The 14923-nt window shown below is 66.0% G+C and carries 11 protein-coding genes and 1 riboswitch; of the genes, 7 read left to right on the top strand and 4 right to left on the bottom strand.

Annotated features, from left to right (window positions below; all coding sequences use genetic code 11):
* Positions 1–34 precede the first annotated feature (34 nt).
* The 3 genes from AAHK21_RS10945 to AAHK21_RS10935 are packed head-to-tail and all read left to right on the top strand — an operon-like array spanning position 35 to position 3795.
* A complete protein-coding gene (locus AAHK21_RS10945) occupies positions 35–1450 on the top strand; it encodes an MBOAT family protein (RefSeq protein WP_367857252.1) in 1416 nt (471 codons plus the stop codon).
* On the top strand, positions 1437–2600 hold the full coding sequence (locus AAHK21_RS10940; RefSeq protein WP_367857251.1) for a DUF459 domain-containing protein: 1164 nt from the start codon (positions 1437–1439) through the stop codon (positions 2598–2600). The genes AAHK21_RS10945 and AAHK21_RS10940 overlap by 14 nt, the downstream gene beginning before the upstream one ends.
* Before the next feature lies 1 nt (position 2601).
* Positions 2602–3795: an SGNH/GDSL hydrolase family protein gene (locus AAHK21_RS10935; protein ID WP_367857250.1), complete on the top strand. Its 1194-nt coding sequence runs from the start codon at positions 2602–2604 to the stop codon at positions 3793–3795.
* Positions 3796–3852: 57 nt separating this feature from the next.
* On the opposite strand, the gene ribB is transcribed toward AAHK21_RS10935, so the two are convergent.
* Together ribB and rtcR are read right to left on the bottom strand one after the other, a co-directional pair.
* Positions 3853–4503: a 3,4-dihydroxy-2-butanone-4-phosphate synthase gene (ribB, locus tag AAHK21_RS10930; RefSeq protein ID WP_038707266.1), complete on the bottom strand. Its 651-nt coding sequence runs from the start codon at positions 4501–4503 to the stop codon at positions 3853–3855.
* Positions 4504–4583: 80 nt separating this feature from the next.
* Positions 4584–4725, bottom strand: a riboswitch (FMN riboswitch).
* A 36-nt stretch (positions 4726–4761) separates the two neighbouring features.
* A complete protein-coding gene (gene rtcR / locus AAHK21_RS10925) occupies positions 4762–6345 on the bottom strand; it encodes an RNA repair transcriptional activator RtcR (RefSeq protein ID WP_367857249.1) in 1584 nt (527 codons plus the stop codon).
* Between the two features lie 598 nt (positions 6346–6943).
* Here rtcR and AAHK21_RS10920 point away from each other — a divergent pair.
* From AAHK21_RS10920 to AAHK21_RS10910, 3 genes are read left to right on the top strand one after another with little or no spacing between them, the layout of a single operon-like run.
* Complete coding sequence (locus AAHK21_RS10920) at positions 6944–8074, top strand: slipin family protein (RefSeq protein WP_367857248.1); 1131 nt, start codon at positions 6944–6946, stop codon at positions 8072–8074.
* Positions 8075–8113: 39 nt separating this feature from the next.
* Positions 8114–9319, top strand: coding sequence for an RtcB family protein (locus AAHK21_RS10915; RefSeq protein WP_217868120.1), 1206 nt, complete (start codon positions 8114–8116; stop codon positions 9317–9319).
* A gap of 39 nt (positions 9320–9358) precedes the next feature.
* Positions 9359–10168: a nucleotidyltransferase domain-containing protein gene (locus tag AAHK21_RS10910; protein WP_367857247.1), complete on the top strand. Its 810-nt coding sequence runs from the start codon at positions 9359–9361 to the stop codon at positions 10166–10168.
* Between the two features lie 71 nt (positions 10169–10239).
* On the opposite strand, the gene AAHK21_RS10905 is transcribed toward AAHK21_RS10910, so the two are convergent.
* The gene (locus AAHK21_RS10905; protein WP_367857246.1) at positions 10240–11169 is read right to left on the bottom strand and encodes a FecR domain-containing protein; all 930 of its coding nucleotides are present in this window, start codon (positions 11167–11169) and stop codon (positions 10240–10242) included.
* Positions 11162–11701: a sigma-70 family RNA polymerase sigma factor gene (locus tag AAHK21_RS10900; RefSeq protein WP_198754411.1), complete on the bottom strand. Its 540-nt coding sequence runs from the start codon at positions 11699–11701 to the stop codon at positions 11162–11164. Before AAHK21_RS10900 ends, AAHK21_RS10905 begins: the two co-directional genes overlap by 8 nt.
* A 170-nt stretch (positions 11702–11871) precedes the next feature.
* Here AAHK21_RS10900 and AAHK21_RS10895 point away from each other — a divergent pair, with 170 nt between their 5' ends.
* On the top strand, positions 11872–14799 hold the full coding sequence (locus AAHK21_RS10895) for a TonB-dependent receptor (protein WP_367857245.1): 2928 nt from the start codon (positions 11872–11874) through the stop codon (positions 14797–14799).
* Positions 14800–14923 lie beyond the last annotated feature (124 nt).

The following is a 14923-nucleotide window of genomic DNA, read 5'->3' as shown; positions in this document are numbered from 1 at the left end:
GCGGGCCAGCGGCTTCCCTCCCCGACGTCATGTAATGGACTACGTTGTGAGCTTCCTCTCGATCGAATTCGGCCTCTGTTTCACGCTGTTCTTTCTGCTTTATTGGAGCCTGTGCTGGAGTGTCCGGCTGCAGAACCTGTTGCTGCTGACGGCCAGCTATGGCCTGGTGGCCAGTTTCAGCCTGCAGTCGCTTTACATCCTGCTGGGCTACAGCGTGCTGGTATACCTGCTCGGCCTGCTGGCGGGGCGCTACCCCGGGCGCTGGTTCAGCCGCGTGCTGCTGTTGACGCTGGTGCTGGGCTGTTTCTATCTGTTCAAGTACCAGGCGTTCTTCGTCGAAGGGGCGCAGGCCGCGCTGGCCACCGCCGGGTTCGACGTGGCGCTGCCGCTGCTGGAAGTGCTGGTGCCGATCGGGCTGTCGTTCTACACCTTCCATTCGGTCAGCTACCTGGTGTCGATCAACCGGCGCGAGCTGGCGCCGTCGGCGCCGCTGGACCTGGCCTTGTACCTGGCGTTCTTCCCCAGCCTGGTGGCCGGGCCGGTCAACCGCGCCCTGCACATGCTGCCGCAGATCCGCCCGCCAGCCATGCGCCAGGTGCTGGAGCCACAGCGGGCACTGGGCTTGATCGCGATGGCGGTGGTCAAGCTGTTCTTCCTCAGTGCCTGGCTGGGCAGCGAGTGGGTGGACCCGGTGTTCGACACCCCGGGCAGCGCCACCCCCGAGCAGGTGCTGCTGAGCGTGTACGGCTACAGCCTGCTGATCTACTTCAACTTCAGCGGCTACACCAACCTGGTCACCGGCATCGCCCTGTTGCTGGGGTTCCGCCTGCCGGACAACTTCGACGCGCCATATGCCGCGCACAACCTCAAGGAATTCTGGGGGCGCTGGCATATCAGCCTGTCACGCTTCATCCGCGACTACGTCTATATCCCGCTGGGCGGTAACCGCCAGGGCGTATGGCGCGGCAACCTGAACATGCTGTTGGCGATGCTGGTGTCCGGGCTGTGGCACGGGGCGAGCGTGAACTTCATCATCTGGGGCGCGCTGCACGGCGTGGGCCTGGCCATCTCCAAGCTGTTCAGCCAGTGGTGCCCGGGGTTCGCCCGCCTGCCGGGATCGGGCTTGCTGGCGCGGTTGATGACCTTCCACTACGTGGCCTTCGCCTGGATCTTCTTCCGCAGCCCGACGCTGGAGGGCGCGCTGGAGATGCTCGGTGACATCGCCCAGCTGAGCCTGGCGGGCCTGAACAGTGCCACGGGCCTGATGCTGCTGGCCTGCGTGCTGTTCGTGGCCAGTTACCCACAATGGTTGGCGCTGCTGCGCCAGAGCGGCGCGGCCTTCCAGCGCCTGCCGTGGCAGCTGTACCCGATCCCGCTCGGGGTCGGCGTGTCGTTGGTGATTTTCGCTTCGCAGTCGGGCGTGCCGGGGTTCATCTATGCAAGCTTCTGATAGCAAACAGCTGTTCCAGGTGCAGATGGGCGCCGCCCGTGGGCTGTACGCGATCGTGGTCACCACCGCGCTGTTGTTCTGGCTGAACCAGGACTCGATCAAGCTCTACTGCCAGCAGAAGTACCACCAGAGCTGCGAAATCCCGCTGCTGGGGCAGATGCCGGCCTGGCGCATGGGCGCACAAATGACGGCGCTGCTCGAGGCGCGCCGCGACGACCTGCTCGAGCGCCTGCAGCCAGCGCCACAGGTGGCCGAAGCGCCGCTGCCCGAGGTGCTGCCCGCACCGATACCGGTGGTTACGGTCGACCTGCAGACCCCGGCGGCACTGGCCAAGCCGCTGCCGCACGGTGCGGCGCACACGCCGGCGCCTGTTCATGTGCCCGCGCCCGTCGCTGTCGCCCAGCCCGTCGCGGCAGTGCCGGCGTCAGCGCCAATGCCAGCGGCAACTCCGGCACCAGTCCCGGCGCCGGCATTGCTGCAACCGGGCACCGTGGCCTCCCTGGCCGCCGGTGACGAGGTGTTCCTGGTCGGCGATTCGCTGATGCAGGGCGTTGCCCCGCACCTGGCCAACAGCTTGCGCAAGCGCTACCAGATCCGCACCGTCAACCTCAGCAAGCAGAGCACCGGCCTTGCCTACCCGGGCTTCTTCAACTGGCCGAAGACCGTGGCCGAGACCCTCGACCACGAACCGAACGTGCGCCTGATGGTGGTGTTCCTCGGCCCCAACGACCCGTGGGACATGCCTCAGGGCAAGGGCAAGCCGTTCCTGCGCTTCAAGTCGCCGGAATGGGAGGTGGCCTATCGCGCGCGGATCGATTCGATCCTCGAGCAGGCCCGCACGCACAACGTGCAGGTTATCTGGGTCGGGCCGCCGAACATGGAGAAGGCGCGGCTGTCCACCGCCATGGGCTACCTCAGCGGGCTCTATCAGGAGCAGACCGCGCTGTACGGTCAGCACTACGTGTCGGCCAACCCGATCCTCGGCTACGCCGACGCCAGCTTCTCGTACACGGTGCAGACCGCGCAGGGCAAGCGGGTCAAGGTGCGGGTCGACGACGGCATTCATTTCACCATCACAGGCCAGAAGATGATCGCCGAACAGGTACTGTCCCTGATCAGCTTCCCTGGCCTGACCGTAACAGGACATTGAGATGCGCCAATGGCATCACCTGCTGGGCCTGGCCCTGCTGATCAGCGCCGCGCCGGGTTGCAGCACCGGCGCCAACAGCGTGAGCGCCCAGCCCGCGGCGCGGCCCACCGCCACGCCCGTCACTCGCCAGGACGGCAACGTCGCCCTGCTCGCGAGCAAGCTGCGCAATGCCGGGCGTGCCCCGGTCGGCATCGTCCAGCTGGGTGACTCGCATACCGCCGCCGACCTGTTCAGCGGCGAACTGCGCAAGCTGTTACAGGCGCGCTACGGCGATGGCGGCATCGGCCTGGTGCCGGCCTCGCCGGTGCCGGGGATCCGCAACGACCGGGTGATCATAAAGAGCGAGAAGCGCCAGTGGGAACTGGTGTCGGCGCGCAACCAGCAGAGCCAGCAGTTTCCCTTGGGTGGCTACCTGTCGCTGCCGCAGGCCAACCGCTCCAGCGTGATGCTGCAGGCGCGTGACGAGGACCGCCAGCGCTACAAGGTCTCGGCGCTGTACCAGTCCAGCGGGAGTGCCAGCCTGCTGGTCAATGGCGGCCAGCGTCGGGTGTTGCCGGCCAGCAATGGCCAGTGGCGCTTCAGCCCGGCGTTCGCCAATGTCGGCCTGCCGGTGCAACTGACGGTGGAGGGTGGCCGTGGCGTCGCCTTGGGTGGCTGGTACCTGCAGGGGCAGAAGAATGCCGGGGTGACCTATTCGACGCTGGGCATCAACGGCGCGCGCCTGGAGGTGGTGGACAAGTGGCAGGCGGGTTGGCGCGACAGCCTCAAGGCCGTGCGGCCGGACCTGGTGATCCTGGCCTACGGCACCAATGAAGCGTTCGACGACAAGCTCGACCTGGCGCTGTACCAGGCGCAGCTGGAGGCGACCCTCACGGGCTTGCGCAAGGACCTGCCGCAGACGGCGATCCTGCTGGTCGGCCCACCGGACTCGATCAAGCAGCGCAAGGCGCGCAGTTGCGCGGCACGCCAGCCGCAACCGCTGGCCTCGGTGATCCGTATCCAGAAGCAGATGGCGCGCAAGCACAAGGCGCTGTTCTGGGATTGGCAGGGGTTCATGGGCGGGCCGTGCTCGATCGCCGGCTGGCAGGCGCAGGGGCTGGCGCGGCCTGATCTTGTCCATCTGACAGCTGATGGCTATCGCAAGAGTGCGGCGGGCTTGTATGAGTTTCTGAAGGGGCCGTTGGGGTTGCGTTGAGGCCTGGCCTCATCGCGGGGCCAGCCCGCGCTGATCGGGAGCGGGCTGGCCCAGGTATCAGGCCGGCTCGGCCTCCAGCTCAACCATCGCCTCGCGATAGCGCGCCAGTTCCTCGATGGTCAGCACCGGCAGGTTGTACTGCCGCGCATACACTGCCACCTGTTCGCCGCGGGCCATGCTGCCATCGGGGTTCATCAGCTCGCACAGCACCGCCGCCGGGCGCAGGCCGGCCAGGCGGGCCAGGTCCACCGAGCCTTCGGTGTGGCCGCGACGGGTCAGCACGCCGCCGTCACGGGCGCGCAGCGGGAATACATGGCCGGGGCTGACGATGTGGCGCTGTTGCGCGGTGGAGCGCAGCGCGGCTTCGATGGTGGTGATGCGGTCCTGCGCCGACACGCCGGTGCTGACGCCCTCGGCGGCTTCGATGGTGACGGTGAAGCCGGTGCCGTGGCGGGCCTGGTTGTTCTGCACCATCGGCGCCAACTGCAGGGCGTCGACGGTGGCTTCGTCCAGGCACAGGCAGACGATGCCGCTGCAGTCGCGGATCATCATGGCCATGGTCTGCAGCGAAAGGTTCTCGGCGGCGGCGACGATGTCGGCTTCGTCCTCGCGGTCGTCGTCGTCGAGCAGCAGCACGGGGCGCCCGGCCTGGAAGGCGGCGATGGCGGCACTGACGTTGGGGAATTGCTTGTTAAGCGGGGTGGACATGAAACGCTCCTCGTGAATGATCGATGAACGTCTCGGGGCGAACAAAATGCGCGCGCAAGGGCGCCTGGGTGGCCCCTGCCAAACGCCTTCTTTCATCCGGACTATGACCGTCGGCCCTGGAATCTCACCAGATCTGCTGACCCCCGGCATGGCCGGGGCGCTCGCGGGCTCATCTTTCGATTTACCGCCGGTGGGGACTTTCACCCCGCCCTGAAGACCGGGCAAGCATACCCCACGGTGGCGGTCTGCTGGCAAGCCCTACGACTTTAGTTGCTGCCAGTCGAGTCCGAACCGCGCCAGGTACTTGCGCAGGCGGTCGGCGTCGTTGGGGTTGGCCTTCTCCTGCCGCGACACCGCGAACAGCTGGCGCCCGGCCTCGGACAGGCTAGGGGCGCGGCGGCACACATCGATCACCGCCTGCAGTTGCACCTGGTCGAACAGGTCCAGTTCGCGGCCGTCCAGCAGCGGCTCGGTTGCCGATTCCAGGCCCCAGGCATAGCGCAGCCGTTCGATCTCTTCCTCGACCAGTGCCTCGTCGATGCGCCCGCTGTCGGCCAGGGTCGCCATGCGCGTGATCGATGCCGACAGCTCGCGGAAGTTGCCGGCCCAGCGTGCTTCGCTGGCGTGGGCGAAGGCCAGGTAGCGGCGCTTGGCTTCGAGGTTGAAGCGCACCTGGCGGCCTTGCTCGCGGGCGTGGCGTTGCAACTCGAAATCCAGGTTCGGCTCGATGTCCTCGCGCCGCTGGGCCAGGCCCGGAAGGGCGAAGGTCCACAGGTTGATGCGGGCGAACAGGTCTTCGCGGAACGAGCCGTCGGCGACCTTGGCGCGCAGGTCGCGGTGGGTGCCGGCGATCAGCTGGAAGTCGCTTTCCACCTCGCGGTCGGCGCCCAGTGGGAAAAAGCGCTTTTCTTCGATGGCCTTGAGCAGCATGGCCTGTTCGTCGGCGCCCAGCTCACCGATTTCGTCGAGGAACAGCATGCCGCCGTCGGCGGCGCGCAGCAGGCCGTCGCGGGCGTTCTGCGCGCCGGTGAAGGCGCCTTTGGCGTGGCCGAACAGGGTCGACATGGCGCCGTCGCCGCGCAGGGTGGCGCAGTTCACCTCGATGAAGCGACCGCCCAACTGGTGACGACCGCGCTTGAGCTCATGGACGCGGCGTGCCAGGAACGACTTGCCGGCGCCGGTCGGGCCGACCAGCAGCATGGGCGCCTTGGAGCGCAGGGCGACCCGTTCGATCTGCTCGATGGTGCGGTTGAAATCCGGGTTGCGCGTGGCGATGCCTGACTTGAGCAGCGACTGCCCCTCGACCTGTTCGCGGCGAAAGCGCGAGGCGATCGGGTCGTAGCGCGACAGGTCGAGGTCGATCAGCGTGGCGATGCCGGCCGGGTCGCTGTTTTCGTCGTGCTTGCGCGAGGGCGAGGTCTGCACCAGGCGCGCCGGCAGGTAGCGCGCCTCGGTGAGCAGGAACCAGCAGATCTGCGCGACGTGGGTGCCGGTGGTGATATGCACCAGGTAGTCCTCGTGCTCGGTGTCGAAGCTGTAGCCGCTGGCGAAGTCGTGCAGGGCGCCGTAGACCTCCTCGAAATCCCACGGGTTGCGCAGCGCCAGCGGGTGCAGGCGCACCTCGGTGCCGGGCGAGACCTGCTGGATGTCGGCGCGGATTCGCTCGGCCAGGCCGAGGTCGCGTGCGCCGGGGCCGTGGATCAGTTCCAGGCGATCGAGGGGCAGGTCGGGTTGCTGGCACAGGCCGATGGTTGGCCGCCACCTGTTCCAGCGCGCCGCACCCTTGCCGTTGCGGTCGAGGGTGGTGCCGAGAAAACCGATGGCAACGAGGGGCTTGGTCATCCGTGATTATCCAAAAAGATAAATATGTATCTCAGGATATACGAAAAATGGAATAGGTATGACGCGTTGCAATGTACATGCTAACGCGCAATAAAAAATAAATGCTTATAAATCAGTTAGTTAGAAGATTTTTTCAAGGGCGAATGAAAACCTGGCACGCCGCTCGCTATATCCCTCTCGACCGCATCGCCAGGCAGGCCCTCGGGACAGGGGAACCCCCCGCCGGTGCACGTACCCACCTTCAGGTGTCGGTGTCGTGCATGCCGCCGCCGCAACGACCGGTCATTGCTGCGCTGGGCCCCTGGAACGGCCGGCGCAGACGCTCGCCGGGCAAAGCCCCGGCACTACCCTCCTAAGGTAGCTGTAACCGCAACACCCGCCGGGTGGGCACAGGCAACGCAAGCAGGGCCAGGACGGCCCGTCACTGCGAAGGACGCCTGGCCCGCCGCTGGCCCACCCGGCTCGCCGGCCGGGCCTGGCGCAACGATGGTGGCCGCTGGAGCAATGCTCCCGGCCCCGGACTCCGCCAGGCTTCGCTCGCGACGCCCTATGGGTTGGCGACCCCGGCACTTAAGGACATTGGAAAAGGATGAGCAAGATGAAACTGTTGAAACGCTTTGTGGTGAAGAAAAACGAACGTGGCCTGCTGATGAGCGAAGGTGACTTCGTGTCGATTCTCGAGCCTGGCCAGTACTCGCGTTTCGACTGGCAAGACCGGCTGACGGTGACCACTTTCAGCCTCCAATCCCCGCTGTTCGACCACCCGCTGGCACAGTACCTGCGCGGGCAGGAGCCAGCTCTGGTCGAGCAGCATTTCGAAGCCATGGACCTGGCGCAGCACGAGGCCGGCCTGCGTTTCGAGGACGGCCGCCTGGTCGAGTTGCTGGCACCGGACAGTCGCCGCCTGTACTGGAAAGGCCAGGTCGAGCATGGCTTGCAGCGCATCGACCTGAATCAGGGACGGCGCCTGGACGATGGACTGGTAGTCCGCCTGAACCGCCCCGGCGTGGCCGGCACGGACCTGGTGCTGCTGGCGCTGGTGCCGGCGTTCCATGTCGGTGTGCTGAAGATTGACGGCGTGGTGGCCGGGTTGCTCGCCCCGGGCCGCCATGGCTACTGGCGCTGCGGCAGCCAGGTAGCGGTGGAGATGGTCGACACCCGCTTGCAGGCGCTGGAGGTCAACGGCCAGGAGATCCTCACCCGTGACAAGGTCAGCCTGCGCCTGAGCCTGGTGGCCAACTGGCGCTACACCGATGTACTCGGCGCCCACGGGCAGATGAGCAAACCGGTGGAGCACCTGTACCGCGAACTGCAGTTCGGTTTGCGTGCCGCGGTGGGTACCCGCACCCTCGACGAACTGCTGGAAGACAAGCAGTCCATCGACGGTAGCGTCACCGAGCACCTGCTGGCGCACCTGCAAGGCTGTGGCCTGGAGGTGAGCAGCCTGGGGGTGCGCGACATCATCCTGCCGGGCGAAATGAAAACCCTGCTGGCGCAGGTAGTGGAGGCAGAGAAGGCCGCCCAGGCCAACGTGATCCGCCGCCGTGAGGAAACCCAGGCGACCCGCTCGCTGCTCAACACCGCCAAGGTGATGGAAGGCAACCCGACGGCCCTGCGCCTGAAAGAGCTGGAAACCCTGGAGCGGGTGGCCGAGCGCATCGACCGGATTTCGGTGTTCGGTGGCCTGGATCAGGTATTGAATGGCATGGTCAGCCTCAAGGCGGGTTGACCCTGTGCGACACGACGTAACGCAACAAGGAACAAGGTAATGAACATACTCGAAGTGGCGGGCGGCAAGCCGATCAAGCTGTGGACCGACGGTGTGCCGGTCGAGGACGACGCCCGCAAGCAACTGATGAACACGGCGAAGATGCCGTTCATCTTCAAGCACCTGGCGGTGATGCCGGACGTGCACTTGGGCAAGGGCTCGACCATCGGCAGCGTGATCCCCACCGTGGGCGCGATCATCCCGGCGGCGGTGGGCGTGGACATCGGCTGCGGCATGATCGCCGCGCGCACCTCGCTGCATGCCCGTGACCTGCCGGACAACTTGCATGGCCTGCGTACAGCCATCGAGAAGGCCGTGCCCCACGGCAAGACCTTCGGCCGGCGCGACCAGGGTGCCTGGGACAACGTGCCGAACCAGGCCGACCAGGTCTGGAGCGGCCTGGCCGGGCGCTTCAAGGCAATCACCGACAAGCATCCGCGTCTGGAGAAGACCAACAACCGCCAGCACCTGGGGACACTGGGCGGCGGCAACCACTTCATCGAGGTCTGCCTGGACGAGGCCGACCGCGTCTGGTTCATGTTGCACAGCGGCTCGCGTGGTGTGGGTAACGCCATCGGCAACCTGTTCATCGAACTGGCCCAGGCCGACATGCGCCAGCACATGGTCAACCTGCCGGACCGCGACCTGGCGTATTTCGAGGAAGGCAGCCGGCACTTCGCCGACTATGTCGAGGCGGTGGAGTGGGCGCAGGACTTCGCCCGGCACAACCGCGAACTGATGATGCAGGCGGTGGTCGCCGCCACCCGCAAGGTGCTGGGCAAACCGTTCGAGGCCAGCCTCGAGGCAGTGAACTGCCACCACAACTATGTGCAGAAAGAGCAGCACTTCGGCCGCGAGGTGCTGGTGACCCGCAAGGGCGCAGTGTCGGCGCAGAAGGGCCAGCTGGGCATCATCCCCGGCTCCATGGGCGCCAAGAGTTTCATCGTGCGAGGGTTGGGCAACGAGGAATCGTTCTGCTCGTGCAGCCATGGTGCGGGCCGGGTGATGAGCCGCACCAAGGCCAAGAGCCGCTTTACGGTCGAAGACCAGCAACGCGCCACTGCCCATGTGGAGTGCCGCAAGGACAAGGATGTGATCGACGAGATCCCGATGGCCTACAAGGATATCGATGCAGTGATGCAGGCCCAGCGTGAGTTGGTCGAAGTGGTGCACACCCTGCGTCAGGTGGTGTGTGTGAAAGGTTGAGACGGGCGCCGTGTGGCGCCCAGTACAAGGAACGAAGACATGTATCAGGACGACCCCCACCCACTGCCCGAGGCGATGCGCGCCCGGGTGCTCGATGAACTGCAATGTATCGAGCGCGAGCACCAGGTGACCGTGCTCTATGCCTGCGAGTCCGGCAGTCGGGCCTGGGGCTTTGCCTCGCCTGACAGCGACTACGATGTGCGCTTCGTCTACGTGCCGCGCAACGACTGGTACCTGCGGGTGGATGAGCCGCGCGACGTGATCGAGCGGCCGCTGAGCGACGAACTGGACATCAGCGGCTGGGAGCTGCGCAAGACCCTGCGCCTGATGCGCGGCGCCAACCCGAGCCTGCTCGAGTGGCTGGGCTCGCCGCTGGTGTATCGCGCCGACGCCGAAGCTACCAGGCGCTTGCGCGAGCTGGGCGAGGCGTTCTACTCGCCACGCGCGGTGCGCCATCACTACCTGTCGATGGCACGCAAGAACCTGCGTGGCTACCTGATGGGCGAGACGGTTCGCTTCAAGAAGTACCTGTATGTGCTGCGACCGTTGCTGGCGGTGCGCTGGATCGACCAGGGCCTGGGCATGCCGCCGACGGCGTTCGCCGCGTTGATGGCACGCACCGTCGATGACCCGCGCCTGCAGGCGGCGATCGATGCGTTGCTGGCCGTGAAACGACGCAGCGGCGAAGCCGAGCACGGGCCGCGAGACGAGGTACTGCATGGGTTCATCGAGGCCGAGCTGGCGCGGGCTGACGAGGTGCGGGAGGTGCCGGTGACGCGTGGTGACACCGGGCTGCTGGATGATTTCCTGCGGGACATCGTGCGCCGAAGTTCGTCAACGCCCAACTGACGCCAACACCGACCTCGAGCGTAACGGTGTGATTTAACGGGACGGCGTGGCCGCGATTCGATTTGGGTATTTCAGCGGCTGATGAATATCCCGCCGGCCTCGCTGCGGGTACGCAGCTTATGGCTCTGGGCCAACATGGCCAGGGCCAGGGGCAGGTCATCGATCGGGAAACTGCCCGAAACCCGCAACTCGGCCAACGCCGGGTCGCAGACCAGGCGCTGGTCGCTGTAGCGCATCAGTTCCTGGGTCCATTGCAACAACGGCATCTCGTCGATTACCAGCAGGCCATTGCGCCAGGCCAGCTGGGCGTCGCGTGCATCCTCCAGTGGATCGAATCGATCACGGCTGAAGCGCAGCTGCGAGCCTGCCTGGACGATGACACCGCCGGCGGCTTCGGGCTGGACCTGGACGGCGCCTTCGTAGACCGCGAGCAGGGTCTCCTGGGGGAACTGGCGCACGCTGAAACGGGTGCCCAACGCCTGCATGAGGCCTTGCCCGGTGCGCACCCGCAAAGGCCGCGACGGGTCCGCCGCGGTGACGATGTATATCTCGCCCCGGCGCAGGTGCAGCAGGCGCTGCTCGGCCGTGAAGCGCACACCCAGCTCGCTGCCGCTGTTGAGTGAAACCTGGGTGCCGTCGGCCAGCAGCACATCCCGGCGTTCGCCCAGGGCGGTCAGGTACTCGATGCCACCTTCGTTGCGCCGCCATACCCACCAGCCCAGCGGTGCCGCGCCCAGCAATACCAGCAGGCTGCGCAGCACGGTGCGCCGGCTGCTGTCCGGGCGCACCAGCGTCTGTCGGGCCAGGGTGGGCGGCAGGGTGCCGAGGCGGGTGAGCAGGCGCTGCGCCCGGTTCCAGGCGCGTTCGTGCTCGGCATCGCGGTATCGCCAGTGCTCCAGTTCGAGCTGTTGTGCCGGCGTCAGCGGCCCTTCCTGCATCAACAGCAGCCAGGCGGCGGCTTGGGCGAGAATGGCCTGGGCGATGGGGGGCTGTTCACTCATCGGGCATCTGACTCAGGCAGGCGACGTAGCCCTCGTGAATGTATTTCTTCACCGTCGGCAAGGCGATGTTCAGTGCCTGGGCGATGTCTTTCTGCTTCATGCCGTCCAGTGTTGCCATCAGGAAGGCTTGCCTGACCCGTGGCCGCAGGCTGTCGAGCACGGCATCGATCTCGTGCAGGGTCTCGAGAATCACGCTCTGCTGCTCGGGCGACGGATGTTCGACTTCGGGTACCAACGCCAGGGCCTCGAGCCAGGCCTGCTCAAGGGAATGCCGCCGACGCCAGCTGACCAGCACGCAATTGGCGATACGGGCCAGGTAGGCACGTGGCTGGCGCAGGGTATCAGGCTGGGTGGTGTCACGGCTGGCCAGCACGCGCACGAAAATGTCCTGGGCCAGGTCATCGGCCACGCCACGCCCCCAGGAGCGCAAGCGATATGCCAGCCAGCCGCGCAACCAGGCGTGGTGTTCGACGTACAGCGTGGTCACGGCGCAGTGCTCGATGTGCCGGGGCGGGTTCTTGAAGAGGGTCATGGGCAGCGGGGTCAAGGGTGTAAATGCAAACAATTATCACTAGATTTGGCTAAATCACAAGATCAAGTGAAAATGCGAATCGCACGCATATACCTTTTTCGCTGTCGTGCGACAGAAGGGGTGCAAGCCCGCATCGAGTGCCGGGCACTGACCTCACGAGCGAGAAAAGCATGCCCGCCAGCTATCGGCTTCCCCCTGTTTCGCGCCCATCGCAACGCTTGTCCCCGATCAGCTTCGCCGTACGGTGCGCGGTGCTCGGCTGTTTGCTGGGCTCTGGCGCAAGCCTGGCCCAGGCTGCACCGGCGGCAACCGAGAACAGCCGGCCCGACGACGCCACGCGCCGCGACTACGATATCGCCCAGGGGCCGCTGGGCACCTCGCTGGGCGTGTTCGCCAAGCAATCGGGGCTGTTGCTGTCTTACGACCCCGACCTGACCCGCGGCCGCGCCGCGCCAGCGCTTAAGGGGCGCTACACCGTGCAGGAGGGCGCCCGGCGCCTGCTGGCCAATACCGGCCTGCAACTGCTGCCCAACTCACGGGGGGCGTACATCCTCATCCCGCAGGCCCAGGCATCGGCGATGGCAACCGAGCTGACACCGACCGTGGTCGCCTCCAGTGAAATGGTCGACCCGCAGCGTGATACCTACCGCGCGCCGCGTTCGACGGTGCACCTGTCGCGTGAAGATCTCGACCGCTTCAGTACCGTGTCGGTGGGCGACATGCTCAAGGGCGTGGCCGGCGTGCAGGTGGGCGACAGCCGCAACGGCGGCGCGCTGGACGTCAACATTCGCGGCATCCAGGGGCAGAGCCGGGTCGCAGTCAGGGTCGATGGCGCGGAGCAGGCGCTGGATGTGTACCGCGGCTACGGCGGTACCCAGCAACGCAGCTACATCGACCCGGACCTGATCAGCAGCGTCACCGTGAACAAGGGCCCGAGCACCCGCTCCGGGGCGATTGGCGGCTCGGTGGAGATGAAGACCATCGGCGTGGATGACATTCTGGTCGATGGCAAGGACGTCGGCGTGCGCCTGACCGGCAACCTGTGGAACAACGGCGTCGAACCCGAGCACCGCAACCGCCATTCCCGCGACGAGGACCTGAGTGCGGCGCCGCGTGATGAGCGCGGCAGCCTGTTCGGCTCCAAGGCCGAAGCCGGCAGCGCCGCCTTCGCCTATTCCCACGAGCGCTTCGACCTGGTGGCGGCCTACGCGCACCGCAACCAGGGCAACTACTTCTCCGGCAAGAAGGGCCAGGACCGCTACCGCCTTTATGATCGCTGGGGCGAGGAGCAGGCCAGTGTCGCCAACACCTACAATGCCGGCGAGGAAGTGCTCAACTCGTCGGCCGAGACCGACTCCTACCTGCTCAAGACCACCTGGCGGCTGGCCGACGACCACACCCTGGACCTCGGCTACCGGCGCTTCGATGGGCATATGGGCGAGATCATGCCGTCGGACATCTTCCGCTACGGCACCGCCGGCATCTACCAGTACCCCACCAGCGAAATCGAGATCGACACCTACACCGCGCGCTATCACTACCTGCCCGAGGGCAATCCGTGGGTGGACCTCACCAGCAACCTGTGGATGACCGACTCGAAGACCAGCACCTTGAGCGCGGCCTGGATGGCGCCCAAGTCGCAGTTGTTCCGCACCGATCGTGCCTGGTCGCGCCAGGACAACCGCCGCATTGGCGGCGACCTGAACAACGTGTCGCGCTTCACCACTGCCCATGGCGATTTCAAGCTTGACCTGGGCGGTGCCTTCCAGCTCGAGGATCTGCAGCCGCAGAAGAGCGTGCTGGCCACCCAGCACGACATCAACGCCAACCGCATGTTGCGCGATGCCTCGCGTCAGGAATTCAGCTTCAACGGCAATCTGGAGTACAAGCCCGTCGAGACGGTGACGCTGTGGGGCGGCGGCCGCTATGCCCACTACCGAACCAAGGACAACACGGTGCTGGCCGAGGCGCGCCGCGAGGAGCGCGAAATGCGCTGGATCACCGCCAGCAGCCCGGGGCACTGGGGCAGCATGATGTGGTTCCCGGACCAGAACGGCCAGTACACCGACGCCACCGACCCGCGCCTGAACAACGGCATTGTCTTCGAGAACAGCAACGAGCCGTTCAATGGCGTGCCGTTCAACGAGTCCGGCGCGACCAATGTGGAGGTCCATCCTGAAGGTGTAAGCCGAGTGGTCACCGGCTACGACTACACCCCTCAGGGCAAGAGCAGCGGCGGTGGTTTCTCGCCGGCTTTCGGCATCAATGTCGAGTTCCTCCCCGACACTTTCGTGTACGCGTCCTACACCCAGGGCCTGCGCCTGCCTTCGCTGTTCGAGACCAGCCAGGGCACCCAGCAGGTCACCCCGGGCAAGCACCTCAAGCCCGAGCGCTCACGCAGCTGGGAAGTCGGCGTCAGTGCCTTGCGCAGCGACCTGCTGACCGCGGGGGACGAGGCGTCGGCCAAGCTGGCCTGGTTTGACAACGACATCAAGAACTACATCACCCGCTACTACGACCCAAGCCCGGGGCTGTGGGGGCAGATGACGTTCAGCAACACCGATAGCTTTCATACCCGCGGCCTGGAGCTGCAATCGCACTACGATGCCGGACGGGTGTTCGCCGACCTGTCGGCCACCTACTACCTGATGACCGAGACCTGCGACGCGGCCTTTGCCGGCAAGCTGCGCGCCAGCGCCAATCAGTATCAGCGTACCCACGACACCCCTGACTGCACGCCGGGCAGCTACATGGGCTCGTACACCAACACGCAGAACCCGCCACGCTTCTCGGCCAACCTGCTGACCGGCTTGCGTTTCTTCGACGAGGCGCTGACCGTGGGCGGGCGCATGACCTATACCTCGGGGCCCACCGCGCAGATGGACAAGCCTTGGCAGACCGGCGCCACCACGCCGCAGATCGACTACCGCTCGGTGGCGCTGTTCGACCTGTTCCTCAAGTACAAAGTGCTGGAGCACACCGAACTGAACGTGTCGGTGCAGAACCTGACGGACCGCTACTACCTGGATCCGCTGGCGCAGAGCTTCATGCCGGCACCTGGACGGACCTGGCGGGTGGGGATGGTGGCGCGATTCTGAGGGGGCCTTGCTTGTCGAGAGGCATTAAAAAGCCGGCTTGTGGCCGGCTTCTCGGGGACGGTCTTGGCTCATTTTTGATAAGCCGCAACCGCCTTAAACGGTTGGCAACATGGCCTGAAAAAGA

The organism is Pseudomonas sp. TE50-2 (genome assembly GCF_040813665.1).
Classification (GTDB): Bacteria; Pseudomonadota; Gammaproteobacteria; order Pseudomonadales; family Pseudomonadaceae; genus Aquipseudomonas; species Aquipseudomonas soli.
The sequence above is the reverse complement of the archived record's forward strand: the minus strand, read 5'-3'. Positions and strand labels throughout refer to the sequence as shown.

What these genes read in the sequence shown, in the direction of transcription:
- AAHK21_RS10945 (WP_367857252.1), top strand. Translation starts at nt 35, where the DNA reads ATGGACTACGTTGTGAGCTTCCTCTCGATCGAATTCGGCCTCTGTTTC.
- AAHK21_RS10940 (WP_367857251.1), top strand. Translation starts at nt 1,437, where the DNA reads ATGCAAGCTTCTGATAGCAAACAGCTGTTCCAGGTGCAGATGGGCGCC.
- AAHK21_RS10935 (WP_367857250.1), top strand. Translation starts at nt 2,602, where the DNA reads ATGCGCCAATGGCATCACCTGCTGGGCCTGGCCCTGCTGATCAGCGCC.
- ribB (WP_038707266.1), bottom strand. Translation starts at nt 4,503, where the DNA reads ATGTCCACCCCGCTTAACAAGCAATTCCCCAACGTCAGTGCCGCCATC.
- rtcR (WP_367857249.1), bottom strand. Translation starts at nt 6,345, where the DNA reads ATGACCAAGCCCCTCGTTGCCATCGGTTTTCTCGGCACCACCCTCGAC.
- AAHK21_RS10920 (WP_367857248.1), top strand. Translation starts at nt 6,944, where the DNA reads ATGAAACTGTTGAAACGCTTTGTGGTGAAGAAAAACGAACGTGGCCTG.
- AAHK21_RS10915 (WP_217868120.1), top strand. Translation starts at nt 8,114, where the DNA reads ATGAACATACTCGAAGTGGCGGGCGGCAAGCCGATCAAGCTGTGGACC.
- AAHK21_RS10910 (WP_367857247.1), top strand. Translation starts at nt 9,359, where the DNA reads ATGTATCAGGACGACCCCCACCCACTGCCCGAGGCGATGCGCGCCCGG.
- AAHK21_RS10905 (WP_367857246.1), bottom strand. Translation starts at nt 11,169, where the DNA reads ATGAGTGAACAGCCCCCCATCGCCCAGGCCATTCTCGCCCAAGCCGCC.
- AAHK21_RS10900 (WP_198754411.1), bottom strand. Translation starts at nt 11,701, where the DNA reads ATGACCCTCTTCAAGAACCCGCCCCGGCACATCGAGCACTGCGCCGTG.
- AAHK21_RS10895 (WP_367857245.1), top strand. Translation starts at nt 11,872, where the DNA reads ATGCCCGCCAGCTATCGGCTTCCCCCTGTTTCGCGCCCATCGCAACGC.